At 65.3% G+C, this 23,950-nt stretch carries 17 protein-coding genes, 1 tRNA gene and 1 riboswitch; of the genes, 7 read left to right on the top strand and 11 right to left on the bottom strand.

Features of this window, described 5'->3' with window-relative positions; genetic code table 11:
• Positions 1-124 precede the first annotated feature (124 nt).
• On the top strand, positions 125-685 hold the full coding sequence (locus ACOCG7_RS24100) for a peroxiredoxin (RefSeq protein ID WP_083083996.1): 561 nt from the start codon (positions 125-127) through the stop codon (positions 683-685).
• Between the two features lie 25 nt (positions 686-710).
• Here ACOCG7_RS24100 and ACOCG7_RS24095 read toward each other — a convergent pair whose 3' ends face one another.
• The 4 genes from ACOCG7_RS24095 to ACOCG7_RS24080 form a co-directional block, all read right to left on the bottom strand.
• A complete protein-coding gene (locus ACOCG7_RS24095; RefSeq protein ID WP_083083995.1) occupies positions 711-4,031 on the bottom strand; it encodes an efflux RND transporter permease subunit in 3,321 nt (1,106 codons plus the stop codon).
• Positions 4,032-4,034: 3 nt separating this feature from the next.
• Entirely contained in the window at positions 4,035-7,157 is a 3,123-nt protein-coding gene (locus ACOCG7_RS24090) for an MdtB/MuxB family multidrug efflux RND transporter permease subunit (RefSeq protein WP_073430047.1), read from the bottom strand.
• A gap of 23 nt (positions 7,158-7,180) precedes the next feature.
• Positions 7,181-8,572, bottom strand: a complete 1,392-nt coding sequence (locus ACOCG7_RS24085) for an MdtA/MuxA family multidrug efflux RND transporter periplasmic adaptor subunit (protein WP_083083994.1) — start codon at positions 8,570-8,572, stop codon at positions 7,181-7,183.
• Positions 8,573-8,952: 380 nt separating this feature from the next.
• Positions 8,953-9,789 carry an IclR family transcriptional regulator gene (locus tag ACOCG7_RS24080; protein WP_073430045.1) on the bottom strand — a complete coding sequence of 279 codons (837 nt, stop codon included), beginning with the start codon at positions 9,787-9,789 and terminating at the stop codon, positions 8,953-8,955.
• Between the two features lie 495 nt (positions 9,790-10,284).
• Between ACOCG7_RS24080 and tssJ the strand changes: the two genes are divergently transcribed.
• Complete coding sequence (gene tssJ, locus ACOCG7_RS24075; protein ID WP_421380428.1) at positions 10,285-10,737, top strand: type VI secretion system lipoprotein TssJ; 453 nt, start codon at positions 10,285-10,287, stop codon at positions 10,735-10,737.
• A 16-nt stretch (positions 10,738-10,753) separates the two neighbouring features.
• Here the strand turns inward: tssJ and ACOCG7_RS24070 are convergent, their stop codons facing one another.
• From ACOCG7_RS24070 to ACOCG7_RS24055, 4 genes are all read right to left on the bottom strand, one after another.
• Positions 10,754-11,071, bottom strand: a complete 318-nt coding sequence (locus ACOCG7_RS24070) for a hypothetical protein (protein WP_083084345.1) — start codon at positions 11,069-11,071, stop codon at positions 10,754-10,756.
• Between the two features lie 214 nt (positions 11,072-11,285).
• Positions 11,286-11,361: transfer RNA gene (locus tag ACOCG7_RS24065), tRNA-Lys, on the bottom strand.
• Between the two features lie 174 nt (positions 11,362-11,535).
• Positions 11,536-12,078 carry a DUF488 family protein gene (locus tag ACOCG7_RS24060; RefSeq protein ID WP_083083992.1) on the bottom strand — a complete coding sequence of 181 codons (543 nt, stop codon included), beginning with the start codon at positions 12,076-12,078 and terminating at the stop codon, positions 11,536-11,538.
• Positions 12,079-12,254: 176 nt separating this feature from the next.
• Positions 12,255-13,829 carry a sensor domain-containing diguanylate cyclase gene (locus ACOCG7_RS24055; RefSeq protein ID WP_083083991.1) on the bottom strand — a complete coding sequence of 525 codons (1,575 nt, stop codon included), beginning with the start codon at positions 13,827-13,829 and terminating at the stop codon, positions 12,255-12,257.
• 292 nt (positions 13,830-14,121) lie between these two features.
• Between ACOCG7_RS24055 and ACOCG7_RS24050 the strand changes: the two genes are divergently transcribed.
• From ACOCG7_RS24050 to ACOCG7_RS24040, 3 genes are read left to right on the top strand one after another with little or no spacing between them, the layout of a single operon-like run.
• On the top strand, positions 14,122-15,552 hold the full coding sequence (locus ACOCG7_RS24050) for a homospermidine synthase (protein ID WP_083083990.1): 1,431 nt from the start codon (positions 14,122-14,124) through the stop codon (positions 15,550-15,552).
• 38 nt (positions 15,553-15,590) lie between these two features.
• Entirely contained in the window at positions 15,591-16,901 is a 1,311-nt protein-coding gene (locus ACOCG7_RS24045; protein WP_083083989.1) for an NAD(P)/FAD-dependent oxidoreductase, read from the top strand.
• Between the two features lie 31 nt (positions 16,902-16,932).
• Entirely contained in the window at positions 16,933-18,942 is a 2,010-nt protein-coding gene (locus ACOCG7_RS24040) for a protein-L-isoaspartate(D-aspartate) O-methyltransferase (protein WP_083083988.1), read from the top strand.
• A 20-nt stretch (positions 18,943-18,962) separates the two neighbouring features.
• On the opposite strand, the gene crcB is transcribed toward ACOCG7_RS24040, so the two are convergent.
• Positions 18,963-19,343, bottom strand: a complete 381-nt coding sequence (gene crcB, locus ACOCG7_RS24035) for a fluoride efflux transporter CrcB (protein ID WP_073430039.1) — start codon at positions 19,341-19,343, stop codon at positions 18,963-18,965.
• Positions 19,344-19,421: 78 nt separating this feature from the next.
• Positions 19,422-19,483, bottom strand: a riboswitch (Fluoride riboswitch).
• A 167-nt stretch (positions 19,484-19,650) separates the two neighbouring features.
• Between crcB and ACOCG7_RS24030 the strand changes: the two genes are divergently transcribed.
• Positions 19,651-19,998 (top strand): DUF190 domain-containing protein, encoded by a 348-nt coding sequence (locus ACOCG7_RS24030; protein WP_083083987.1) that lies wholly within the window; start codon positions 19,651-19,653, stop codon positions 19,996-19,998.
• Positions 19,999-20,081: 83 nt separating this feature from the next.
• Here the strand turns inward: ACOCG7_RS24030 and ACOCG7_RS24025 are convergent, their stop codons facing one another.
• The gene (locus ACOCG7_RS24025; protein WP_083083986.1) at positions 20,082-21,284 is read right to left on the bottom strand and encodes an ammonium transporter; all 1,203 of its coding nucleotides are present in this window, start codon (positions 21,282-21,284) and stop codon (positions 20,082-20,084) included.
• Positions 21,285-21,691: 407 nt separating this feature from the next.
• Here ACOCG7_RS24025 and ACOCG7_RS24020 point away from each other — a divergent pair, with 407 nt between their 5' ends.
• Entirely contained in the window at positions 21,692-23,449 is a 1,758-nt protein-coding gene (locus tag ACOCG7_RS24020; protein ID WP_083083985.1) for a sensor histidine kinase, read from the top strand.
• Here the strand turns inward: ACOCG7_RS24020 and ACOCG7_RS24015 are convergent, their stop codons facing one another.
• Complete coding sequence (locus tag ACOCG7_RS24015; RefSeq protein WP_073430035.1) at positions 23,450-23,776, bottom strand: hypothetical protein; 327 nt, start codon at positions 23,774-23,776, stop codon at positions 23,450-23,452.
• Positions 23,777-23,950: the final 174 nt, after the last annotated feature.

The following is a 23,950-nucleotide window of genomic DNA, read 5'->3' as shown; positions in this document are numbered from 1 at the left end:
CGCGTTCCCGTCTTGAGCGGATTCCGACGCCGCTTGTTCATACGTGGTCCAATGGCATGGGAGGTCGCCACGACCTTCGAGTCATTGGACGAACCGCGTGCATTCACGCCAGGAGGAACTGCGGATGAACAGAAAATTCGTATCGGCGGCGCTGGCCGCCGCGATGTCGGTGGGAATCGCCATGCATTCGCTGACGGCCTCGGCGACGCTCAAGCCGGGCGACGCCGCGCCGCCGTTTACCGCGCAGGCATCGCTCGGCGGCAAGACCTACACCTATTCGCTCGCCGACGAGTTGAAGAAAGGGCCGGTGGTGCTGTACTTCTATCCGGCGGCCTTCACCAAGGGCTGCACGATCGAGGCGCACGAGTTTGCCGAAGCCGTCGACGAGTACAAGAAATATGGCGCGACGGTGATCGGCGTGTCGCACGACAACATCGACACGTTGACGAAGTTTTCGGTCAGCGAATGCCGCAGCAAATTTCCGGTGGCGGCGGACGCCGATTCGAAGGTGATCGGCGCATACGACGCCGGCATGCCGATGCATGCGTCGATGGCTAACCGCGTGTCGTACGTGATCGCGCCGGACGGCAAGATCATTTACGAGTACACGAGCCTCTCGCCGGAGAAGCACGTCGAGAACACGTTGAAAGCGGTGAAGGAGTGGGCGGCGGGGCATAGGCCGTAGGGGTTTCGCGCCGCGACTGAATTGGTCAGGTCGCCGCCGTTCCCCCCCGCCGCGCCTTCCTCGCCTCCCACCTCACCCGAACCCGATCCATGTAGAGATAAACCACCGGCGTGGTATAGAGCGTGAGCATCTGACTGACGATCAGGCCGCCCACGATCGCAATGCCGAGCGGCGCCCGCAGTTCCGCCCCTTCGCCGCGGCCGAACGCCAGCGGCAATGAACCGAGGAGCGCGGCGAAGGTGGTCATCATGATCGGCCGGAAGCGCAGCAAACAAGCCTGAAAAATCGCATCCCGCGACGACAGCCCTTGCCGCGATGCTTCGATCGCGAAGTCCACCATCATGATCGCGTTCTTCTTCACGATGCCGATCAGCAGGATCACCCCAATGAGCGCGATGATGCTGAACTCGGTCTTGAACAGCAGCAAGGCGAGCAACGCTCCCACGCCCGCCGAGGGCAACGTCGACAGAATCGTCAGCGGATGGATATAGCTTTCATACAGCATCCCCAGCACGATATACACCGCCGCCAGCGCGGCCAGAATCAGGATCGGCTGATCGGACATCGACTGCTGGAACGCCTGCGCCGTGCCCTGGAAGCTGCCGTGGATCGTGGCCGGCATGCCGATCTGCGCCATCGTCTCGTAGATCGCCTGAGTCGCCGTCGATAAGGACACGCCCGGCGGCAGATTGAACGAGATAGTCGAAGCCACGAACTGGCTCTGGTGATTCACCGACAACGGCGTATTCCCCGGCCCGAAGCTCGCGATCGCCGACAGCGGCACCATCGTTTCCTTCGAGGTCGACACCGCCGCGCCCGCCGAAGCACTCGACTTGCCGCTCGTCGCAATCGAATTGATCGCCTGGTTGCGCGCGGAATCGGCGGCGATGGTGGCCGCGCTCGATGCGGTGGTGCCCGCCGTGCCGCCCGCCGACGCGCTGGTGCTCGTGCTCGACGAAGTGGCGGTCTGCGTGGTGACCGTGCCCGCCGGCGCGTTCGTGGTCTGCGCGCCGCTCGCGCTGCCGCCCGACGTGCTGATGTAGATCTGCTTCAGCATGTCTGGGCTCTGCCAGTACTTCGGCGCGACTTCCATCACCACGTGGTACTGGTTCAGCGGGTTGTAGATCGTCGACACCTGGCGCTGGCCGAACGCGTCGTATAAGGTGTTGTCGATCTGCGCCGGCTTGATGCCGAGCCGCGCCGCGCTGGCGCGGTCGATCGTCACCATCGCCTCCAGGCCGCCTTGCTGCTGGTCGGAATTCACGTCGGCCAGTTCGCGGCGCGCCTGCAGCGCCTCGGTGAGCTTCGGCCCCCACAGGTACAGGTCGGGCGTGGAATCGGCCAGCAGCGTGAACTGGTACTGCGCGTTCGATTGCCGCCCGCCCACGCGAATGTCCTGCACCGCCTGCAGGAAGGTGCGCGCGCCGGCCACGTCGCCGAGCGGCGCGCGCAGTTGCTGGATCACCTGGTCGGCGGAAATCTTGCGTTCGCTCTTCGGTTTGAGCGAGACGTACATGAAGCCGGCGTTGGTCTGCCGGCCGCCCGTGAAACCGACCACGCTGTCCACCGCCGGGTTGTTGCCGACGATCTCCATCATCTGCGCAAACTTGCCCTTCATGGCCTGGAACGAGGTGCTCTGATCGGCCTGAATGCCGCCGATCATCCGGCCGGTGTCCTGCTGCGGAAAGAAGCCCTTCGGCACGATGATGTACAGCCAGATGTTCAGGCCGATCGTGAACAGCAGAACGGTGACGATCAAACGCGGATGCAGCAGCGCCCAGCCGAGCGTGCGCTCATAGCCGCGCAGCATCGACGCGAAGCCGCGTTCCAGCCAGCGGCCGAAGCGGCCTTCTTCCTTTTTCTCGTGCGGCTCGCGCAACAGGCGCGAGCACATCATCGGCGTGAGCGTGAGCGAGACGATCAGCGACACGCCGATCGCGAGCGACAGCGTCAGCGCGAACTCGCGAAAGAGCCGCCCGACGATGCCGCCCATCAGCAGAATGGGCAGGAACACGGCGACCAATGAAATGCTGATCGACATCACCGTGAAGCCGACTTCGCGCGCGCCGAGGAACGCGGCCTTCATGCGCGGCACGCCGTTCTCGATATGGCGCGAGATGTTCTCCAGCACCACGATCGCATCGTCGACCACGAAGCCGGTGGCGATCGTCAACGCCATCAGCGAGAGGTTGTCGATCGAGAAACCGAGCAGGTACATCGCGCCGAACGTGCCGATGATCGAGATCGGCACGGCCACGCTCGGAATCAGCGTGGCGCGCCAGTTGCGCAGGAACAGGAACACCACCATCACCACCAGCGCCATCGCGATCACCAGCGTGAGCTCGGTGTCCCTCAGCGAGGCGCGGATCGTGGTGGAGCGGTCGGCGGTCGGCGTGATGTCGACATCGGCGGGCAGCGACGCGTGCAGTTGCGGCAGCATCGCCTTGACGCGATCGATGGTCTCGATGATGTTCGCGCCCGGCTGGCGGTACAGGATCACCAGCACGGAGCGCTTGCCGTTGAAGAGGCCGAGGTTGCGCAGATCCTCGACGGAATCGACCACCTCGGCCACGTCGGAGAGCTTCACGGCCGCGCCGTTGCGATAGGCGATCACGAGGTCGCGATATTGCGACGCCTTGCTCGCCTGGTCGTTGGTGTAGATCTGCACGCGGTTCGGGCCGAACTCGATCGCGCCTTTCGGGCTGTTCGCATTGGCCGCGGCGAGCGCCGCGCGCACGTCCTCGAGACCGATGCCGTAGTGGAACAGCGCCTGTGGTTCCAGCTCGACCCGCACGGCCGGATTGGCCGAGCCGCTCACGTCCACTTCGCCGACGCCGTCCACTTGCGAGAGCGACTGCTGCAGCACCGTGGCGGCGGAGTCGTACAACTGGCCGGCGGTCAGCGTATTCGACGTGAGCGCGAGAATCATGATCGGCGCGTCGGCCGGATTGACCTTGTGATAGGTCGGGTTGCTGCGCAGGCTCGTGGGCAGGTCGGCGCGCGCGGCGTTGATCGCGGCCTGCACGTCGCGCGCGGCGCCGTCGATGTCGCGGTTCAGGCCGAACTGCATCGTGATGCGCGTCGAGCCGACCGAACTCATCGAGGTCATTTCGGTGACGTCGGCAATCGAGCCGAGATGCCGTTCGAGCGGACTCGCGACGCTGGTGGCGACGGTATTCGGACTCGCGCCCGGCAGCGAGGCCTGCACGGAAATGGTCGGAAAATCGACCTGCGGCAGCGGCGCGACCGGCAGTTGGGTGAACGCGAAAATACCGGCCAGCGCGATGCCGATCGCGAGCAGCGTGGTGGCGACCGGGCGCGAGATAAACGGACGCGACAGGTTCATCGGTCAGCTTCCCGCGTCGGTGGCGGGCGGCACCGGCTTGCCGCGATTGAAGCGCTCGCGCATGCGGCGCGCGAGCGCGTCGAAGCCGAGGTAGATCACCGGCGTGGTGAACAGCGTCAGCAACTGGCTCACGATCAGGCCGCCGGCGATCGCGATGCCGAGCGGCCGGCGCAACTCCGAACCGGCGCCCGTGCCGAGCATCAGCGGCAGCGCGCCGAGCAGCGCGGCGAGCGTGGTCATCAGAATCGGCCTGAAGCGCAGCAGGCACGCCTGGTAGATCGCCTCGCGCGGCGCCTTGCCTTCCTCGCGCTCGGCGTAGAGCGCGAAGTCGATCATCATGATCGCGTTCTTCTTCACGATGCCGATCAGCAGCACGATACCGATGATGCCGATGATGTCCAGATCGTGCCCGGTGATCAGCAGTGCGAGCAGCGCGCCGACGCCGGCCGAGGGCAGCGTCGACAGAATCGTGATCGGGTGAATGAAGCTCTCGTACAGCACGCCGAGCACGATATACATCGTGACGATCGCCGCGAGGATCAGGAACAGTTCGTTCGACAGCGACGCCTGGAACGCCAGCGCCGCGCCCTGGTAGCGCGTCTGGAACGAGGCCGGCAAGCCGATGTCTTTCTGCGCCTGCTCGATCGCCTTCACGGCCGCGCCGAGCGACGAACCCGGCGCGAGATTGAACGAGACGGTGGTGGCCGGGAACTGGCTCAGGTGCGTGACCAGCAGCGGCGCGGGCTTTTCGATGAACCGCGCGATCGCCGACAGCGGCACCTGGCCGCCCGTCGCCGTGGAAGAGGGCAGATAGATCGAGTTCAGCGACTCGGTGTAGTGCTGCATCTGCGGCTGCGCTTCCAGGATCACGCGGTACTGGTTCGACTGCGTGAAGATGGTGGAGACGATGCGCTGGCCGAACGCGTCGTACAGCGCGCTATCCACGGTGGCCGGCGTGATGCCGTAGCGCGACGCGGTGGCGCGGTCGATTTCGACGTAGACCGACTGGCCGTTGTCCTGCAAGTCGGTGGCGACGTCGGCGAGTTCCGGCGACTGCCTCAACCGCTCGACGAGCTTCGGCACCCACGTCGTGAATTCGCCGATGTTCGGATCGGTCAGCATGAACTGGTACTGCGTCGGGCTGACCGTCGAGTCGATGGTCAGGTCCTGCACCGGCTGCATGTACAGCGACGCGCCCGGAATATGCGCCACGTCCCGCTGCAACTGGCGAATCACCTCGCTCGCGGTGTTGTCGCGGTCGTCGCGCGGCTTCAGGTTGATCAGCATGCGGCCGCTGTTCAGCGTGATATTGCTGCCGTCCACGCCGATGAACGAGGTGAGGCTTTGCACGTCCGGGTTCTTGAGAATCTGCGCGGCGAGTTCCTGCTGGCGCTCGGCCATCGACGCATACGACACCGACTGCGGCGCCTGCGTGATCGCCTGGATCACACCGGTGTCCTGCACCGGAAAGAAGCCCTTCGGAATGAACACGTACAGCACGCCGGTCAGCACCAGCGTGAGAATCGCGACGACCAGCGTGGAGCGCTGCCGGTTCAGCACCCATGTGAGCGCGACCGCGTAACGGGCGATCACCCAGTCGATGAAGCGGTGCGCCCGCGCTTCGAAGCGGTGGCTCTCAGGCGGCGGCGAGTGGCGCAGGAGCTTCGCGCACATCATCGGCACCAGCGTGAGCGACACGATGGCCGAGATCACGATGGTCACGGCGAGCGTGATCGCGAATTCGTGGAACAGGCGGCCGACCACGTCGCCCATGAAGAGCAGCGGAATCAGCACGGCGATGAGGGAAACCGTCAGCGAGATGATCGTGAAGCCGATCTGTTTCGAGCCTTTCAGCGCCGCTTCCAACGGCGATTCGCCTTGCTCCACGTAGCGCGCGATGTTCTCGATCATCACGATCGCGTCGTCGACCACGAAGCCCGTCGCGATGGTCAAGGCCATGAGCGACAAGTTGTCTAGCGAGAAGCCGCACAGGTACATCACGGCGAGCGTGCCGATCAGCGACAGCGGCACCGACAAGCTCGGAATGATGGTCGCATAGACGTTGGCAAGGAACAGATACATCACCAGCACCACCAGCACCACCGACATCGCCAGTTCGAATTGCACGTCGCGCACCGAGGCGCGGATGGTGGTGGTGCGGTCGGTGACGATCCGCACCTCGAGCGCGGCGGGCAGCGACTGCTGCAACTGCGGCAACAGCTTCTTGATGCTGTCCACCACCTGAATCACGTTCGCGCCCGGCTGGCGCTGCACGTTCAGGATGATCGCCGGCGTGTTGTCGACCCATGCGCCGAGCTTGGTGTTCTCGGGGCCTTGCACGATCGTGGCGACGTCGGTCAGCATCACCGCGCGGCCGTTCTTGTACGCGATCACCGCGCTTTTGTAGGCCTCGGCGTCGGTCAACTGGTCGTTCGCGTTGATCGTGTAGTTGCGCGTGGGGCCGTCGAAATTGCCCTTCGGCGTGTTGACGTTCAGGTTCGAGATCGTGGTGCGCAGATCGTCCAGATTCAGGCCGTATGCGGCGAGCGCGCGCGGATTCGCCTGGATTCGCACGGCGGGGCGCTGGCCGCCCGACAGGCTCACGAGACCCACGCCCGCCACCTGCGAGATTTTCTGGGCGAGACGCGTGTCGGCCAGGTCCTGCACCTGGGTCAACGGCAGCGTTTTCGACGTGATCGCGAGCGTGAGGATCGGCGCGTCGGCCGGATTGACCTTCGCGTAGATCGGCGGCGCGGGCAGGTCGGAGGGCAGCAGGTTGCCGGCTGCGTTGATCGCCGCCTGCACTTCCTGCTCGGCGATGTCGAGCGGCAGGTCGAGGCTGAACTGCAGCGTGATGATCGACGAGCCGGCCGAGCTTTGCGACGACATCTGGTTCAGCGACGGCATCTGTCCGAACTGCCGCTCGAGCGGCGCGGTGACCGACGAGGTCATCACGTCCGGGCTCGCGCCCGGATAGAACGTCTGCACCTGGATGGTCGGATAGTCGACCTCGGGCAGCGCGGAGAGCGGCAGGAAGCGCAGCGCAACGAGACCCACCAGCATGATCGCCGCCATCAGAAGCGCGGTGCCGACAGGACGCAGAATAAAGGCGCGGGATGGATTCATGCGGTAATGGCCGTGCCTTTACTTTATTGCGAGGCTTGCGCCGCGTGTTTGCCGCGATGCGCGCGTGCGCCGGATGCGCCCGACGCGAAGGCCGCGCCGCTTGCGCCATGCGCGCCCGATGCGCCGCGCGGCTTTTCGGCTGGAATCGTGATCTTCGCGCCTTCCTTGAGCCGGTCGGAACCGTCGATCACCACGCGCTCGCCGACTTGCAGACCGGATTTGATGCTGGTGCGCTCGCCGTCCACCGGGCCGACCTTGACGGGCCGCACGCTCACCGTGTTGTCCGGCTTCACGACATACACGAACTGTCCCATCGAGCCGTTGAGCACGGCCGGCGTCGGCACGATCACCGCGTCCTTGATCGTGTTGACGAGCAGACGCGTATTCACGAACTGATTCGGGAACAGCAGGCTCTTCGTGTTCTGGAACACTGCGCGCAGCTTGACCGTGCCCGTGGTGGTGTCGATCTGGTTGTCCAGCGTTTCGAGCGTGCCGCCTTCGAGCGACGTGGTGTTGCTGCGGTCGTAGGCGGTGACCGAAAGCTTCGCGCCGGTTTGCGTTTGCTGGAGGATCTGCTGAAGGTTGTCTTCGGAGGTGGTGAAGATCACGCTGATCGGCTGCAACTGCGTGATCACGACGATGCCGTTGGTCAGGCTCGGCGTGACGTAATTGCCGGGATCGACCTGGCGCAGACCGACGCGCCCCGACACCGGCGCGGTGATGCGCGCGTAGGCGAGGTCGAGCTTGTAGGTGTCGATGTTCGCCTTGTCGGACTTCACGGTGCCCTCGTATTGGCGCACGAGCGAGGCTTGCGTGTCGACCTGCTGGCTCGCGATCGAGTCTTGCGCGAGCAGCGTCTGGTAACGCTTCAGATCGAGCCGGGCGGTTTGCAGCAAGGCCTCGTCGCGCGCGAGCGTGCCTTGCGCGTTGTCGAGCGAGATCTGATAGGGGCGCGGGTCGATCTGGGCGAGCACGTCGCCCTTCTTGACCATCTGGCCTTCCTTGAAATACGCGTCTTGCAGCACGCCGCTCAACTGCGGCAGCACCGTGACGCTGGCAAGCGGCGTGACCGTGCCGAGCGCCGTCAAGACCACCGGCATCTCGCCTTGCGTCACCGTTGCGACGTGCACGGGCTGCGGCATGTTGGCCATGCCGCCGGGCCCGCCGCGGCCCGCGCGGCCGCCGCTTCCACCGCTCGCGCCGCTTGCACTGGAAGCGCCGCTTGCGCCGCCGCCGGGGCCGCCCCACGGATGCCAGCGCCACAGCACGACCCCGAGAATGACGAGCGCCGCGACCAGCAGCGCGAGGTTGCGGCCGCGGTGGCGCTTTACCGCGCCGGGCGCGCCGCTCGCGGACGGTGGCGAAGCCGGGGCGGCGGGGCGTGTGGTTTCCGAATGCTTTTGTTGTTCGTCCATCGGTTCGTCAGGTGGCTGGCTTTTGATGTGAGCCGCTCGCATACGAGCCGCCGGGACAGTTCGGCGGCCCGGCTCGCGCGGCGTAACAGGCGGTTTCGACAGTGCGGGCGCTGCGCGTGTTCAGCGCGATGCTACCCGAGGCGCGGGACAGAGATGCTAACCCAACGTGGCATCACGACGGATCGCCCGGTGCGCTATCGAAACACTGCCGATGCAATGTCGACGCAGTGGCAACGAGCCAGGGCGAGCGTCCGCGACGGGAATGCATGATCCTACGTCGCGGGCTCTGTAACAGTCCACCCGTGTATTTTTCTTTTGGTTACGAGGGTTACAGGACGTCTGGTTGCCGATGGCCGCCGACCGGCGAGCCCTCGGGCATCTCAGTTGTCGAGTCGGCGCCCCGGCGTGCCGCCGATTTCCAGAACGATCCGGGAGACGCATTCGAGCAGGGCCGGCGCCGCGCGCGATATCAACCAATCGCGCGGGCACTGGTCGGCGGAGCCGCCGCAGTTGACCGCATAGCGTTCGCCCGACGGTCCGATGAAGCCTAGGGCGATGGCGTTCAGGCCGTCGTGCCACTCGCCGGTGGCGATTGCGAAACCTTGCTCGATGGTTTCTTGCAATGCGCTTTCGAGCCGGCTGCCGACGTGACCCCAGTCGTCGCCTTCCGCGGCTTGCAGGCCGATCAGCAGCTTTTCGCGCTCCGGTTCGGCGAGCGCCGCCAGATAGGCGCGGCCGATGGCGGTGCGGCTCAGGTTCATGCGCGAGCCGATCTCGAGGCGCGACACCAGCACCGCCGAGCGCGGCCGGATCGCGTCGATCACCACCATGTCGAGACGGTCGCGCACGGCCAGATGCACCGAGAGCGCGGTCCGTTCGGCGAGTTCGATCAGGAACGGCCGCGCGCGCGCCCGAATGTCGAAGTTGCGCAGAAAGCCGTTGCTCAACTCCAGCACCGACGACGTCAGCACGAAGCGCTCGCTGTCGGGCAAGCGGAACAGAAAGCCCGCGCTGACCAGCGTGGCGGTGATGCGCGAGACGGTGGGCTTGGGAATTCCGGTGATCTCAGTCAGTTCGCGATTGCTGAGCGGGGCGTCGGCGGCGGCGACGGAGCGCAGCACGGTGAGGCCGCGTGCCAGCGCGGTGACTTCCTCGCCGGGACCGTCTTTTTCTTTGGCCTGGTCGGCGGCGATTCGGGAGGACGTGGGTCGGTTCATGGTTTTTTTGGAACTATATTTCAGTTTCTTTACGCGCCGGCTCGCCGGCGACTCACCCGCCAAGGCCTTGGAACAGCCCCATGTTGGGGCATTGCGTTCTTATTTCTCCGAACATTTATTGTATCGGAACATTTTGCCGGAACGGAGCGCGTGTGTTTAGATTTTGCTTGACTTAGTCAGCATAACCATAAAAAATGGAACCTCATTTCGAAAGACGGGTTCGGGTCCTTGCGTTTGAAATCTCCCGATACCTACCGTGGTCCGCGTAGTGTCTGGTCGAGTGCCTTTCCACAGTCCACGGTAACAGTCCGCCGCTTAGGCGCTTGAGCTAAGTGCTCGAGTCCACGTGTTGCGCGCCGTTCAGGGCGCAGCCTCGCCGGCCGAACTTTCGAATGCCGTCTCTCAGGTTCTAGCACGGCCCTCGGAATGGCTAGAACTTTTTAAGGCGTCACGGAAACGTGACGCCTTTTTTTTGGCGTGATTCATCCACGCGAATTGAGCGTCGCTTGGTGGATTCTCGCGGTCGATAGGGTGCTGTGTTCTCCGGCTTCTCCGGTCAGCCTCGGCGCCGCTCTGAATCCCGACGACGCGAACCGGCCGTATTCGGTCGCGGTCAGGGTGTACCAGCTCAAGGACCGCAAGCGCTTCGATGCCGCGTCATACGACGATCTGCTGAAGAACGACCAGACCGTGCTCGCCGACGACCTGCAAGCGAGCATCGCGACGGTGGTCAACCCCGGCCCGGCCGCAAGCGTGTCGCAGCCGATGCGGCGCGACACGCAGTACGTGGCGGTGGTGGCGTTTTATCGTGAGCCGGACGCGAATGGAACGTGGCGGCGCGTCGTGCAGAGAAAACACCTTTCCGCGGACGCACCGCTGAAGTTCGATCTGGTCGAGAACGAACTCCTCGCTTCCGCCGGCGTACCGGCCGAGCGGCCGGCGCGGTGAATGCCGTGTTCCGGCGTTATTGGCCGGCGGCCGGCGACTTGGTGCTTGGGGTCGCCAGCGTGTTGTTGCTCTTGGGCGCGCTGGTGCCGGACTTCGAGCTGTTCGTGCTACTCGGCAAACCCGAGTTCGGCGACCCGGCGACGTTCCCGCTGTCCGAACCGGTGGCGCCTGGCGTGCCGTAGCCGCTCGTTGCACCGTTCACCTGGTTCGCCGGGCCAGCCGTGCTGCCTGACGTACCGTCGCCGCTCGAGCCTCCGCCCGCCTGTGCATAAGCGCCGCCCGACAGCGCGAGTGCGGTGACGGTCGCGATCAATATGCTGGTTGCCTTGTTCATCATCCGTTCCTCCTTGATTGAACTGGAATGTCGACGCAGACGACCGCCGTCTGCTTGACCATGAGGGTTCAGCAATCAGCGTGCCGCGCGCTTAATGCGCACAAGCGTGAATTCCGCAAGATTCGGCAAGATTCAGCCACACCGTAAAGCTACCCACGGTGAAGTAAGTGGCTTTCCAGTGTTGAGCAAAGTATTGTTTTTCGTTCTCTTTCTTTGGTAGGCCGTGGCGGATTCGAACCGCCGACCAACGGATTAAAAGTCCGCTGCTCTACCAACTGAGCTAACGGCCCGGAGAGCCGGCAATCGACAGCCGCGATCACGCGCCGCGATGCCGAGATGCCGAGATGCCGCGACGCGCTCGGCGCGTGACACGAGTCGTCTGCCTGAGCGAATTCCAGGTTAGAACCCTGTGACGAAAATTTCAAGCCGGCGCGGCGCATGACCACACACACGTCCCCGGATCGCTAATCCGGCGCCTGCGGATAATGCAGTATCAACCCCGGCTGCGGCGACGCCCCCGGCGTCATCGTCGCGGGGCTCGTATGCCGCGCGTCCATGATGTGCTCGACCGTCTCGCCGTGCAGCAACAGGTAATCGGTGATGATGCGACGGTGACACCGCCACCAGACCGCTTCCGAACACATGATCGCCGTGCGTCGCCGATGCCCCAGTTCGAGCAATTCCGCGAGACCCGCCTGGAACGCCTCGCTCATCGCGTAATCCGCGTAGTTGCGAAAGGCCGGATGCGTCCAGTAAGCGTTCGGCGACGCGCCCTCCGCTTTCGTGCGGCCGCGCCGGCCGCCGAGCCGGGCGAGGTGCACATAGTCGATGCCGGCGTGCGCGAGCGCCTGCGGCAAGCTCTCCTGGTTGAACTGCGGATTCGTGCGGGAACGCGGAATGCTCCGCACGTCGGCCAAGGTCTGAACCCGCGACGCTGCCAGCAGGGCGATGAATTCTGGCAGCGGCCGCGTCGAATGACCGATGGTGAAGAACGGTAGCTGTTCCATTCGCCTCGCTCCTCCTCGCCAGCCGCGTCAGTGCGGCTTGTCATGCAGCTTATGCGTTGGCGGCAATCTCCGGGCCCGCTCCATGAGCCAACGATTTTCACGCGACATGCGACACGCGAACGCCGCGCGGAAAATCCGCGCGTTCCGCTCGCCGCCGGCATCGCGGCATGACGTCGCTACTCCTGCATCCGCGACGGCGCGCCGGGAGCGCTCTCGTCGAGCGCTTCCACGCTGCTCGCCGCGGCGAAGCGGAAGGTGCCTTTCCCCGCGGCCTTGGCTTCATACAAGCCGGTATCGGCGCGCTCCAGCAGCGATTCGAGCGTCTCGCCGTCGACGGTGAGCGCGATGCCGACGCTGGCGCCGATGGTCACCGTTCCGCCGGACGATAGCGGGTACGGTCTGGACAATTGCTCGATGAGTCGCCGCGCAAGCGCGGCGCACGCGGCGGGCGTCGTACGTTCGATGACGATCGCAAATTCGTCGCCGCCGAGCCGCGCCACCGTCTCGCCGTGCCGCAAGCCTTTTTCGAGCCGATGCGCCACGGCCTTCAGCACTTCGTCGCCGGCATGGTGGCCGAGGTTGTCGTTGATGCACTTGAAGCCGTCCAGATCCAGATACATCACCGCCGACGCACGATGGGCGCCGCTCGTCTGCCGCAGCAACATCTGCTCCAGTTGCTCACGCAGGCGGCGGCGGTTGGACAAGCCGGTGAGCGGATCGTGACTGGCCCAATGCAGGATTTCCGCCTCGGCTCGCCGCCGCTCCGTGACGTCTTCGATAATGATGACGGCGCTGCCGTCCGGCACCACGTTGCGGGACATCTCGAGCTTCCGTCCATTGCCGAGGTCGAGTTCGAGCGGGCCGCGCCCCTCCGACAGCCACGCCCGCGATTCGTCCACCCATTGTCGTGCGCGCGGCTCGCCCAGTTTTTTTACGCCGACGTACCAGAGGAAATCGGGAAACGGCACATTGAGCAGCAGCGCGTCCGCCTTCGCGCCGAACAGTTCGGCTGTGCGGCCGTTGGCGATGATGACCTTGCCCGCTTCGTCGATGGTGCACAGGCCGTGCGGCATGTGCGTGAGCGCGGCATCGAAGCGGGCGGCGAGTTGCGCGTGATTTTCCTCGGCGGTCATCAATGCGCTGAGCGAAAAATAGTGACGCCGGACAATCGACGCCATCGCGGTGCTGAAGATGAAAAGCGGCGGTACGAGAATCCAGTAATCGCGCGATGGCGCGAGCAATGCGCCAATGCCGATCGGCAATGCGCCGAGACAGATCTGCGAAATCGCAAGGCGCGGTATGGCCGCGTTTTTCGATGCGATGCCGCCGAGAATGCCGGCCGTCACCATGATGGCGAGCGAGGCGAGCGCCGCGTCTCCCGACATCACGCAAAGCATCGTGCCGCCGCCGAGGAACGCGGAAGCCAGCAGCGAAAGCGGCACGTAGAACGTCAGCGGCCGGCGCAGATGCGCGAGCGCGGGAGCTCGCTGCGAGACGAGCGCCTGAGCGATGGTCAGCCGGGCGGCGAGAACGCACGCGTCGCTGAGAAGCCAGGCCAACGTCCACGCCTCATGCAAGCGCGCGAACGCGACCAGCGCGACGAAGGCGGTGGCGAAGCCGGACATGAGAAGCGAGCGCCGATCCGCGAAGATGGACGAGAGCAGCGAGATGCGCACGCCCGTCGTCACGGGGTGGTCGGCCGCCGTCGGAGTCGCGAGAACGGATTTGAGAAAGGGTGTATCGGCTGGCATGCTGGGGCCGTGCTATGGAGTCTCCGGGCCTATTCCAATGGACGGCTACTGTCTGCATTAACGGCGTGAGCAGGACGTTTCTTGAGTAGTGGAAACACCGCCTTTGCCGCCTGTGCCGCCACCGAATGGTTCGGCATGCAAGCCATGTAAATGTTGCCGACGCGGCTATCGATCCGAGCGCGCGCGGGTCGCCAGGAGAAGTTCGCGACGGCGTGGGATAGCGACACTGTCCGCGTGGCGGCACGCGCATTGCTGCGACCGGGGTGTCACGCTCAACGGTTTGCCACGCGCCATGAACAACGCCTCTTCTTTCGACACGAAACACGCGCGACTCGACGGCCGGATGCTGATCGTGGGCTTCGGATGTATCGCGAGTTCGTCGCTGCCGCTGCTGCTGCGGCACATCGACATGGACCCCGGCGCGGTGACCGTGCTTTGCCTGCCCACCGACGACATCGCCATCGCGCAGGAGTACGGCGTGGCGATCGTGCAGGAGGCGCTGACCGAGGAAAACTACCGGACCGTGCTTCAACCGCTCGTCGGCGAAGGCGACTTTCTGCTGAATCTCTCCGTGAACGTGTCCAGCGAAGCGCTCGTGCGGTATTGCTGGGAATGCGGCGCGCTGTACCTCGATACCTCGATCGAACCGTGGAGCGGAGGCGGCGCGAGCCAGAAGGGGCCGCCGTCGCGCCGCAGTAACTATGCGTTGCGAGAAGCCGTGCTCGCATTCCGCCTCGACAAGCGCGACGGACCCACGGCCATTTTGACGCAAGGCGCCAATCCCGGACTGATCTCGTCACTCGTCAAGCAGGCGCTGGTCAACATGGCGGTGGACAGCAATATGCCGGTGGGACGGCTCGCGAGTTTCGAGGACTGGGCAACGCTCGCGCAGCGGCTCGACATCCGGGCGATCCACATCGCCGAACACGACACGCAGATCGCGGCGGCGAGGAAAGCGCCGAATGAATTCGTCAACACGTGGTCCGTGCAGGCCTTCATCGAAGAAGGCTTGCAGCCGGCCGAACTCGGCTGGGGCACGCACGAACGGCATTGGCCCGCCGACGCGTGCCGGCACGGCTTCGGCTCGGACGCGGCAATCTATCTGACGCGCCCGGGCCTCGCCACCCGGGTACGTAGCTGGACGCCGTTGGGCGGACCGTATCACGGCTTTCTGATCACGCACGGCGAGTCCATCTCGATCGCGGACCATCTCACGCTCAGGGAAAGCGGCGAGGTCGTCTATCGGCCGACCGTCCATTACGCGTATCGACCTTGCGACGACGCGGTGCTTTCAATCGACGAACTCGCCGGCCGCGGATGGGTGCCGCAGGAACGCGAGCGGATCTTGCGCGAGGAGATCACCGAGGGCATCGACGAACTCGGCGTTCTGCTGATGGGCAACGAGCGCGGCGCTTACTGGTTCGGCTCGCAGCTCGGCACCGAGGAAACACGCCGCATCGCGCCGCATAACACGGCGACGAGTCTGCAGGTGGTGGCCGGCATTCTCGGCGGCATCGTGTGGGCGCTGTCCAACCCTCGAGCGGGGGTGATCGAGCCCGACGACATCGACTATGAAACCGTCATGCGCATCGCGCGCCCGTATCTTGGCGAGGTCGTCGGCGTCTACGACAAATGGACGCCGCTCACGCAGCATTCGCGGCTCTACGAAGAGCCACGGGACGATAGCGACCCGTGGCAGTTCCTCAACATACGGGTTGCCTGACGGGTTGCCTGACTGCGAGCGCGCGAGGAGGCGCCTTGATGGCCGGATTACTGCAAAAAGAGCTGGGCGTTCTGGAGAAGTCGTACTACGAGGCGAGCGTGGTTCGCGCGCCGCTCTGCGCGCCGCTCCAGGAATCGATGGCGGTGGATGTGTGTGTGATCGGCGCGGGCTACGCGGGCCTCTCATGTGCGCTGGAACTCGCCAGAATGGGTTACACGGTTGCGCTGCTCGAAGCCCATCGCATCGGCTGGGGCGCATCGGGAAGAAACGGCGGCCAGGCGCTCGTGGGCTTCGGCGCGGAAGGCGAGCATGCGATCGAAACGCAGTGTCCGCGCGAAGTGGCGCGGGCCGCGTGGGACGCGTCGATCGACGGCATGCGCCTGCTCAGGCAGCGCATCGGCGACTACGGCATCGATTGCGACTACATCTCGGGCTACCTGACGCTCGCGTTGCGCAAGCGCAAGTCGGAGGCGCTGCGTCGTTGGGTGGAGCACATGGCGCGTGTCTACGATTACCCGCTGCAATGGCTCGATCGCGCGCAGATCGCCGGACATCTGAATAGCGATCGCTTTGTTTCGGGCGCCTACGATGCCGGCTCGGGCCATTTGCATCCGTTGAAGTACTGCCTCGGACTGGCCGCCGCCGCGCGCCGCGCCGGCGTGCGGCTATTCGAAAACACCGCCGCATTCCGGCTGGAGCGAGGGCGGGAGCCGGTCGTCAAGACCGCCGAGGGAGAGGTGCGCTGCCGTTACGTGGTGCTCGCCGGCAATGTCTATCTGGGCGAGTTCGGCGACGAACTGGCGCCCGAACTGAGAGGCCGCATCATGCCGGTCGGCACCTATATGGTCGCCACCGAACCGATGGGACAGGCCCGTGCCGATGCGTTGATGCCGGGCCGGGCGGCGGCGTCGGACAATAACCTCGTCCTGGATTACTTCAGGCTCAGCGCCGACCATCGGTTGCTGTTCGGCGCGGGCGAAACGTATAGCGCCAAGGCGCCGCGCAATCTCGTCGAGCGCATGCGCGTGCGCATGACCGACGTGTTCCCGCAAACCGGGGATCTCGGCGTGGAATTCGCGTGGGGCGGGTTCGTCGACATCACCATGAACCGCGCGCCCGACCTCGGGCGGCTCGGCAACAACATCTACTACGTGCAAGGCTTCTCGGGTCATGGCCTGGTGTTCGCGGGCATGGCCGGCAAACTGATGGCCGACAGCATCGCGGGGGAAACCTCGCGGTTCGAGGTGTTCAATCGCATCCGCCATCGTCGTTTTCCGGGCGGCGCGATGCTGCGCGCACCCGGCCTTGTCCTCGGCATGTGGTACTACAAGCTTCGCGACCTGTTATGAAATGCGGGAGGCGTAGCGTCAAGGAGCAGCCATGACCAACTTGCCCGAGGCACGCGAGTTGATGGTCGAGCGTCAGATCGCCGGGCGCTCCATCGGCGACCCGAACGTGCTGGCCGCGATGCGGCGCGTGCCGCGAGAAGAGTTCGTGCCCGCGCATCTGCGTGAATTCGCTTACGACGACACACCGTTGCCGATCGCCGAGCAGCAGACCATCTCGCAGCCCTACATCGTGGCGCGCATGATCGAGGCGGCCCAGTTGCGCCCCGGTGACCGGGTCCTGGAGATCGGCACCGGATCGGGTTACGCCGCCGCCATCGCCGCCGCCATCGCCGCGCATGTCGACACGGTGGAGCGCCACGCGGCGCTCGCGCAGTCCGCGCGCGAAACGCTCGCGCGCCTGGGCATCGACAACGTCACGGTGCATACCGGAGACGGCACGCACGGTTTGCCGGAAGGCGCGCCGTATGACGCGATCTTCGCGTCCGCCGGCGGTCCGCACGTGCCGCGGGCGTGGCGCGAGCAACTCGCGCTCGGCGGACGGCTCATCATGCCCGTGGGCCACGAGCGATACCATCAGCGGCTCGTGAAAGTCGTGCGCCGCACCGAACACGACTACGACGAACGGACGCTCGGCGCGGTGATGTTCGTGCCGCTCATCGGCGACGACGGCTGGCCGGCCGAAGACGTGATGCTCGATCCGCCGGCCGTCGCCGACAGTCCGACGCAACACGCTCGTGCGCCGGATGATCTGGCCGCGGCGATCCGCGCCGCCGCCGAGCCGTTCACGGACTTCGATTCCGCGATACTGGAGTATTTCACCGACCGCTTCGCCGCGCGGCGCGTGGTCCTGCTCGGGGAGGCGAGCCACGGCACTGCCGAGTTCTATCGCTTGCGCGCGGCCATCACGCGGCGGCTGATCGAGGAGCATGGTTTCTCGATCGTCGCGCTGGAAGCCGATTGGCCCGACGCGGCGGCGCTCGACCGGCACGTGCGGAATCGGCCGCCCGCCAGCGGTCGCGAAGCGCCGTTCCGGCGTTTCCCGACGTGGATGTGGCGCAATACCGATGTGAAGGCGTTCACCGACTGGCTGCGCGGCCATAACGCCACTCTGCCGCAGGAGCGTCAGGCGCGTCTTTATGGGCTCGATATCTATAGCCTCTCCGAGTCGATCGACGCCGTGCTGCGCTACCTCGACTCCGTCGATCCCGCCGCGGCCCGTATTGCCCGCGAACGCTATGGGTGCTTCGGTCCGTGGCAGAAGGACCCGGCCGTGTACGGACGCGCGGCGCTCGAGGGCGGCTATGCGCAATGCGAGCAACACGTCGTCGCTCAATTGCAGGATCTGCTGAGAAACCGGCTCGACTACGCGGAGCATGACGGCGAGACTTTCTTCGACGCGTCGCAGAACGCGCGTCTCGTCGCGTCGGCCGAGCGCTACTACCGCGCCATGTATTACGGCGGCGCGCACAGTTGGAACCTGCGCGACACGCATATGTTCGAGACGCTGCGCCATACGCTCGACGCGCGCGGCCCGCACGCGCGCGCGGTGGTGTGGGCGCACAACTCGCATATCGGCGACGCCAGCGCGACCGAGATGGGGCGCATCTCGCGAGAGATCAACGTCGGGCAGTTATGCCGCGAGTACTTCGGCGACGAGGCGGCGCTGATCGGCTTCGGCACGCACGCGGGCACCGTCGCCGCCGCAAGCGACTGGGATGGTCCGATGGAGGTGAAGGAAGTGCGTCCGGCGCTGGATGACAGCTATGAATACTGGATGCACCGCGCGGGGCAGCCGCGCTTTCTTCTGGATCTGCGCCCCGGTGTGCACGACGCGTTGCGGGCGCGCTTGAGCGAACCGCTGCTGGAACGTTTCATCGGCGTGATCTATCGGCCGGACACCGAGCGTTATAGCCACTATGCGCAAGCGTCGCTCGCCGATCAGTTCGACGCTTATGTCTGGGTCGATCGCACCAGCGCCGTTGAACCGCTTCCGACGCCGATGCGCGAAGGCACGCCCGATACGTTCCCATTCGGCGTGTGACGGGGCACGCCGCGGCGTTCTCAGCGCGACAGCAACGAGACCGTGGCGATACCAAGCACGGTCATGACGAGCGACGCGCCCACGTGAATCACGATCTCGCCCGCGGCCCAGCCGAGCCGGCCGTCCTGCAGGCGCTGCACGACTTCGGCTGAAAACGTGGAGAAGGTCGAGAGTCCGCCCATCATCCCGGTGATGACGAAGAGCCGCCATTCCGGCGCGATGTGCGGCGCCCGCGCGAAGCCCGCGACCGCGACGCCGATGATGTAGCCGGCGATCACATTGGCGGCGAACGTGCCGAGCGGCAAGCTGACGAACAAGCCGTTCAGGCGGATGCCGAGAAACCAGCGGAACAGCGAGCCGAGCGCGCCGCCGACGGCGACCGCGAGAATGGACCAATACATGGGAAGAGGCCTGGCAAAACCGGAAGGTCGACAAACCGGGCTGAGCGGGAGACGCGCTGCCGCGTCCGCGGTCACCCGGGCGAAGCAGGCATCATCAGCCGCCACGGCGGTTAAGGGAGAATGCCATTTCCAGCGCGCAAGTCTAACACCGGCTAGCGCATGTGGGGACAGGTCGGGGCGGCGGCGCGGGGTAGTCGCGCGGGTCGTTGGCTAGCGTTGCGGGCATCACGTGGGCGTGACCTAGAATGAAGTCAGCGCCTGCCGACGTCGAGTGCGGGTCCGCCAGGCTTCAACAAGGAAGGCCGACATGAAGAAAGGCTACCAGCTGACGTTTTATAGCGAGCAAAACCGGCGTCATGATCATCAGCCGGTCGTGGAATGGCTATTGTCGGTCGCCAAACAGGCCGGCATTCGCGGCGCGACCGTCGTGGCGGCCGCCGAAGGCATTGGTCACGCCGGCGCGCGTCACGCGGCGCGTTTCTTCGAATTGGCGGATCAGCCGGTGCAGGTGATTTTCGCCGTCACCGAAGGGGAAGCCGAAACGCTGCTCGCCGCCGTGCGGCAAGGCAGCGTGCCGGTGTTTTATACGCGTTGTCCGATCGAATTCGGCATCGTCGGCGGCAACGCGGACGCGGTGGATTCATCGTCCCGCTAGGAGCGGCTCGCGCGGCAAGCGCCGGCGCATCCTCGGGCCTTGCTCGCCACTGAACCGTCGAAGGCTGCCGCGCGGCGAACGCGTCAGCCGACGCTCTCGCGCTCCGGCGTCGCCGAAATTCTGTGGATCGACAGGTCCGCGCCGTTGTATTCGTCCTCCTGGTCGAGCCGCAGGCCCACCGTCAGGCGAATCGCGCCGTACACGAGCGTGCCGCCGAGCGCCGCCACCGCGATGCCGCCCAACGTCCCCACCAGTTGCGCCCCGAGCGACACCCCGCCGATGCCGCCCAGCGCAGGCAAGCCGAAGATGCCCGCCGCAATGCCGCCCCACGCGCCGCACAAGCCGTGCAACGGCCACACGCCGAGCACATCGTCGATGCGCCAGCGGTTCTGCACACAGGTGAACATAAAGACGAACAGCACGCCCGCGATGCCGCCCGTCAGCAGCGCGCCGAGCGGATGCATCAGATCGGAGCCGGCGCACACGGCGACCAGCCCGGCGAGCGGGCCGTTGTACGTGAAGCCGGGATCGTTGCGGCCCGCGAGCCAGGCTGTCAGCGTGCCGCCGACCATCGCCATCAGCGAATTGACGGCGACGAGGCCGCTGATTTTGTCGATGGTCTGCGCGCTCATCACGTTGAAGCCGAACCAGCCAACCGCCAGCACCCAGGCGCCCAGCGCGAGAAACGGAATATTCGACGGCGGATGCGCGGCAATGCCGCCGTCGCGATGGTAGCGGCCATGACGCGCGCCCAGCAGCAGCACGGCGGGCAACGCGACCCAGCCGCCGAACGCATGGACGACCACCGAGCCGGCGAAATCGTGGAACGGCACGCCGAACACGCCGGTCAGCCAGTTCTGAATGCCGAAGCGGTTGTTCCAGACGATCCCTTCGAAGAGCGGGTAGATGAAGCCGACCAGCACGAAGGTGGCGAAGAGTTGCGGATTGAATTTCGAACGCTCCGCGATGCCGCCCGACACGATCGCCGGAATCGCCGCGGCAAAGGTCAGCAGGAAGAAGAAGCGCACCAGCTCGTAGCCGTTATGCGCGGCCAGCGTTTGAGCGTTGCCGAAGAACTGCGTGCCGTATGCGATCGTGTAGCCGATGAAGAAATACGCGATTGTCGAGACGGAGAAATCCACCAGAATCTTGACCAGCGCGTTGACCTGATTTTTCTTGCGCACGGTACCGAGTTCCAGAAACGCGAACCCGGCATGCATGGCCAGCACCATTGCCGCACCCAATAAGAGAAAGAGGGTGTCGGTACCGGTTTTAAGACTTTCCATCGATGTTTCCTGCGTATGCCAAAAAAGCGGGCAACGAATGCAAGAAATGGGCCAATGTTGTGCGTAAAGCGTCTATTCGGTGCGGCGCGCACCGAAATTGGTGGCTAGCGCTTGCGCGACTTCGGGATCTCGGAACGAACGGCTTTGATTTGTGCGACTTTAAGCACAATACAGGTGCATTCAGGTTCTATTTTGGGCGTCATGTCCCGAAATTGTGCGTCATCCGATATTTTCGAGTGCTCGCCTGCCGAATACCCGCCGCCCGATGCGCAACGCATGTGCGCGCAGGTTGCCATGGCCGATTGCGCCCAATAAATGGCGCGCCCCTTTATTTTCCGCTGGAAACGTCGACATAATGTGCGCTCCCCGCGCATGATCTGCCGGCCCCCGACTTCCGATGCGCACGCATGAGACTCACCACCAAAGGCCTGCTGCTGATCGCGATTCCGGCGCTTTTCGAACTGGCGCTGCTGTCCGGACTGGTCAAGGCGCAATCCGATTCGGCGCAAGCGGAGCGCTGGGCTCTCCATAGCCAGGAAGTGCTGCGGCAGACCACCGCGATTCTCGAGCCGGTGCTCGGCGAATCGGTCGCGCTGCGCGGCGCGGTGCTGGAAAACGACAGCCGTTTCGCCACGCCGCTGGCACTGTGGATGGACGTCGACCGCCGCATCGACCAGCTTGCCGAACTGGTCGCGGACAATCCCCGGCAAGTCGCGCGCGTGGTTCAGTTGCGTCAATCGGTGCAAGCCTATCGCCAGTGGTCCGACCGCATGCAGGACATGCTGCATTCGCGGCGGCGGCCCGACGTGCTGGAGCGCTTTCGCGACCTCGCTCAATCCGATGTGCTCGATCGCTTCCGTCAGCAGGTGGTGGCATTCCAGAGCGAGGAACGGCGCCTCGACATGCAGCGCCTGAACGCCGCCGATGCCGCGCGCGAACGGCAGCAGATGCTGGTGGGCGCCGCCGTGTTCGGCTCGCTGCTGTTCGTCGCGCTGGCCGTCTGGCTGTTCACGCGCGGCGTGCGCGGCCGGCTCGCCGTGCTCTCCGACAACGCCGGGCGCCTCGCGGGCAACGAGCCGCTGGCGCCGATCGCAGCAGGCGGCGATGAAATCGCCCGGCTCGACCTGACCTTGCATGAAACCAGCCGGCGCCTGCTCGAGGCGGAGCGCATCCAGGCGCGTTTCCACGCCGACCTCGCGCGCCGCGCCGCCGAACTGGCGCGCATCAACGAGAGCCTGCGGCAGCAGACCCAGGAGAACGAGATGTTCATTTACAGCGTGTCGCACGATCTGCGTGCGCCGCTCGTGAATCTGCAGGGCTTTTCGAAGGAATTGATCCGCGCGTGCGACGAACTGCGCGTCGCGGTGCGCGAGTCGTCGCTTGGCGCCGGGACGCGCGAGCGCATCGAACGGGTGGTCGACGAGGACATCGGCGAGGCGTTGCATTATCTGCAAACGGCCGTGCTGCGGGCATCGCATATCATCGACGCGCTGTTGCGGCTGTCGCGTGTCGGCCGCGTCGAATACCGTCAGCAGAAGGTCGAGGTGCACGATATCGTGCGGCGCGTGATCGATGCGATGCAAGGCTCGATCCGGGCGCGCGGCGCGCAGATCAGCGTCGACGCGTTGCCGGCGGTGTGGGGCGACGCCACCGCGCTCGAGCAGGTGTTCGCGAATCTGATCGGCAACGCGGTCAATTATCTGGATCCCGCCCGCGAGGGCAGGATCGAAATCGGGACCACGCCGCCGCCGCTCGGCGTGCATTCGCTGCGGATCTTTTACGTGCGGGATAACGGGCTGGGGATTCCGGTGGTCGCATTGCCCCGGCTATTCAATGCGTTTCAGCGGCTGCACGGCAATGTGGTGGCGGGCGAGGGCATCGGCCTCGCGCTCGTGCGGCGCGTGGTGGAGCGGCACGGCGGGCGTGTCTGGGTGGAGTCGAAAGAGGGGGAGGGCACGACGTTCTATGTGTCGCTACCCGAAGCCCGGCCGCGCAATGCGCAGGCGGTTGCCGATCCGCGGGTTCCGCTGGAGGCGGGCGGCGTTGATGCGATGCGTGATGTGCGCGAGGCGCGCATGGGCTCGGATGAGCGTGACAGCCAAGGTTCGGGTGGCGGCGCGGCGCTGAATGCCCCCAATGCCGAACCCGGCGTCGGTGTCCGGTGATCAGCAGGCGTTAAAGAGCCGCCGCGGTTTGAGCAGCTTGCTGCCGCGAATCAACCAGTAGCAGGCGCAGACGATCAGGATCATGACGCCGGTCAATGCCTCGAGCGGCGCGGGATGCAAGCCGAGCACGCCGTCCAGCGCGAACAGGCCACGTGCGGCGAGCAGCAGCGCCGCCCACAGCGAGCATGCGGCTAGCACCAGCATGCGCGCGCCGGCCAGACGCCGCGCGCGGTTTTCACGCGACCAGTTGGCGGGCGTGCGCCCGCAGAAAAAAGCGATCGCCATCAACGTGACGACGAGCACGACGATCCAGTCAGTCAGTTCCATCGAAAGGCACTCCAAAGTCAACCGTTGACTATAGGAAGCCGTTTCGCTGCGAACTATCGGATTACTCTCAAAATGTGCGCGGTTTAGGTCAATGCGCGAGGCCATGAGGGCATGGCGCTCGCCTTGACCCGGAGTCGGATCATGGCCGGATCAAAGCCGGATGGTGGCATCCGG

Origin of the sequence: Paraburkholderia sp. DD10, from assembly GCF_049177125.1 — a bacterium.
In the GTDB taxonomy this organism is placed as follows: Bacteria; Pseudomonadota; Gammaproteobacteria; order Burkholderiales; family Burkholderiaceae; genus Paraburkholderia; species Paraburkholderia terricola.
This window is presented reverse-complemented; position numbering and strand designations above follow the sequence as displayed.

Bases quoted from the DNA above. Each gene is read 5' to 3' on its own strand.
- ACOCG7_RS24100 (WP_083083996.1), top strand. From the start codon at position 125: ATGAACAGAAAATTCGTATCGGCGGCGCTGGCCGCCGCGATGTCGGTG.
- ACOCG7_RS24095 (WP_083083995.1), bottom strand. From the start codon at position 4,031: ATGAACCTGTCGCGTCCGTTTATCTCGCGCCCGGTCGCCACCACGCTG.
- ACOCG7_RS24090 (WP_073430047.1), bottom strand. From the start codon at position 7,157: ATGAATCCATCCCGCGCCTTTATTCTGCGTCCTGTCGGCACCGCGCTT.
- ACOCG7_RS24085 (WP_083083994.1), bottom strand. From the start codon at position 8,572: ATGGACGAACAACAAAAGCATTCGGAAACCACACGCCCCGCCGCCCCG.
- ACOCG7_RS24080 (WP_073430045.1), bottom strand. From the start codon at position 9,789: ATGAACCGACCCACGTCCTCCCGAATCGCCGCCGACCAGGCCAAAGAA.
- ACOCG7_RS24070 (WP_083084345.1), bottom strand. From the start codon at position 11,071: ATGAACAAGGCAACCAGCATATTGATCGCGACCGTCACCGCACTCGCG.
- ACOCG7_RS24060 (WP_083083992.1), bottom strand. From the start codon at position 12,078: ATGGAACAGCTACCGTTCTTCACCATCGGTCATTCGACGCGGCCGCTG.
- ACOCG7_RS24055 (WP_083083991.1), bottom strand. From the start codon at position 13,829: ATGCCAGCCGATACACCCTTTCTCAAATCCGTTCTCGCGACTCCGACG.
- ACOCG7_RS24050 (WP_083083990.1), top strand. From the start codon at position 14,122: ATGAACAACGCCTCTTCTTTCGACACGAAACACGCGCGACTCGACGGC.
- ACOCG7_RS24045 (WP_083083989.1), top strand. From the start codon at position 15,591: ATGGCCGGATTACTGCAAAAAGAGCTGGGCGTTCTGGAGAAGTCGTAC.
- ACOCG7_RS24040 (WP_083083988.1), top strand. From the start codon at position 16,933: ATGACCAACTTGCCCGAGGCACGCGAGTTGATGGTCGAGCGTCAGATC.
- crcB (WP_073430039.1), bottom strand. From the start codon at position 19,343: ATGTATTGGTCCATTCTCGCGGTCGCCGTCGGCGGCGCGCTCGGCTCG.
- ACOCG7_RS24030 (WP_083083987.1), top strand. From the start codon at position 19,651: ATGAAGAAAGGCTACCAGCTGACGTTTTATAGCGAGCAAAACCGGCGT.
- ACOCG7_RS24025 (WP_083083986.1), bottom strand. From the start codon at position 21,284: ATGGAAAGTCTTAAAACCGGTACCGACACCCTCTTTCTCTTATTGGGT.
- ACOCG7_RS24020 (WP_083083985.1), top strand. From the start codon at position 21,692: ATGAGACTCACCACCAAAGGCCTGCTGCTGATCGCGATTCCGGCGCTT.
- ACOCG7_RS24015 (WP_073430035.1), bottom strand. From the start codon at position 23,776: ATGGAACTGACTGACTGGATCGTCGTGCTCGTCGTCACGTTGATGGCG.